This is a genomic window from Nocardioides sp. ChNu-153 (assembly GCF_030466625.1).
Lineage (GTDB): Bacteria > Actinomycetota > Actinomycetes > Propionibacteriales > Nocardioidaceae > Nocardioides.
Map to the genome: position 1 here is coordinate 1 of NZ_JADEVT010000028.1, position 1,344 is coordinate 1,344.

The following is a 1,344-nucleotide window of genomic DNA, read 5'->3' on the forward strand; positions in this document are numbered from 1 at the left end:
GGCACCCCGCCCCCCGCGCCGAGCTACGGCGGCACCCCGCCGGGCGCGCCCTCGTACGGCGCGCCCACCCCGCCCCCGTCGGCGCCCCCCGCCGCCCCGTCGTGGGGCGGGTCGCCGACGCCGCCCGCCCCGGCGTACGGCGGCGGCCAGCCCGCCGGACAGCCCGCCGGCCAGCCCGGTGCTCCGGGCGGTCAGGGCGGCGAGGTCAGCCTCCGCAAGGGCGCCCCGGTGTCGCTGCAGAAGGGCCAGCGGGTCCGGCTGACGAAGGACGGCGGGCAGGCCCTCACGGTGGTCCGCATGGGCCTGGGCTGGGACCCGATCCGGAAGGGCGGCATCTTCGGCTCGCGCGAGGTCGACATCGACCTCGACGCCTCCGTCGTGCTCTTCGCGGGGCAGCAGCCGGTGGACCTGGCGTTCTACAACAACCTCGTCACCCGTGACGGCTCGGTGCAGCACCAGGGCGACAACCGCACCGGCGACGGCTCCGGCGACGACGAGACGATCCTCGTCGACCTCACGCGCGTGCCGGTGCACGTCGACAACCTGGTCTTCATCGTCACCAGCTACTCCGGCCAGACCTTCGAGCAGGTGCAGAACGCGTTCTGCCGCCTCGTCGACCAGGCCGACGGGGAGCTCGCCCGCTTCACGCTGGCCGGGGGCATGCCGTTCACGGCCATGGCCATGGCGCGCGTGTTCCGCGAGGGCGGCGGCTGGAAGATGCAGGCCATCGGTGACGGATTCAATGCGAAGGTCCCGGGCGAGGCGATCCCCGGCCTGACGAAGTACCTCTGAGCGGCCTGCGGGCCGCCCGACCCCGACGACCCCGACCACCCCGAGGAGCGCCGAGGTGACCGAGACCCTGGTGGCCGGCCAGAACACGGTCTGGGGCTCCCCGTGGTGCGCCGTCGAGCTGCCCGGCGCGGCCCTCGTCGCCCTCCCGCTCGGGCCCGACGGGCGCGCCGTCCTCGGGCAGCCGCTGGGTTCGGGGCGCGGCTCGGTCGGCCTCGACCTCGCGGGGCTGCCGGCCGCGGTGACCACCGTGATGGTGACGGCGCTGGACGGGGTGGCCGCGACCGCCGAGCTGCTGGACGGCCGCGGGGTGGGGGTCGTGCGCTTCGTGCCCGCGCCGGTGGGCCCGGGCGCGGCCGTGGCGGTCGTCGAGCTCTACCGCCGCGGCGACGGGTGGAAGGTCCGCGCCCTCGGGCGGGCGTACGGCGGGGGCCCTGCCGCCGTCGAGGCGCTCCACGGCGTCCCCGTCGGCCCGGTGGCGCCCGCCGCGCCTGCCCCACCGCCCCCGGCCCCGCTCGCGCCCCCGGCCCCGCCCGTGCCGCCCGCCGCACCGCC

General features: G+C 77.8%; 1 protein-coding gene and 1 pseudogene. Both read left to right on the forward strand.

The genetic code is table 11. The features are described 5' to 3' along the window. Window positions 1-792 (forward strand): TerD family protein (locus tag INN71_RS18050; RefSeq protein ID WP_301801453.1); only part of this gene is annotated, 792 nt, incomplete at its 5' end. 55 nt (window positions 793-847) lie between these two features. After that, window positions 848-1,344: pseudogene (locus INN71_RS18055) on the forward strand (hypothetical protein); the annotation flags it as partial.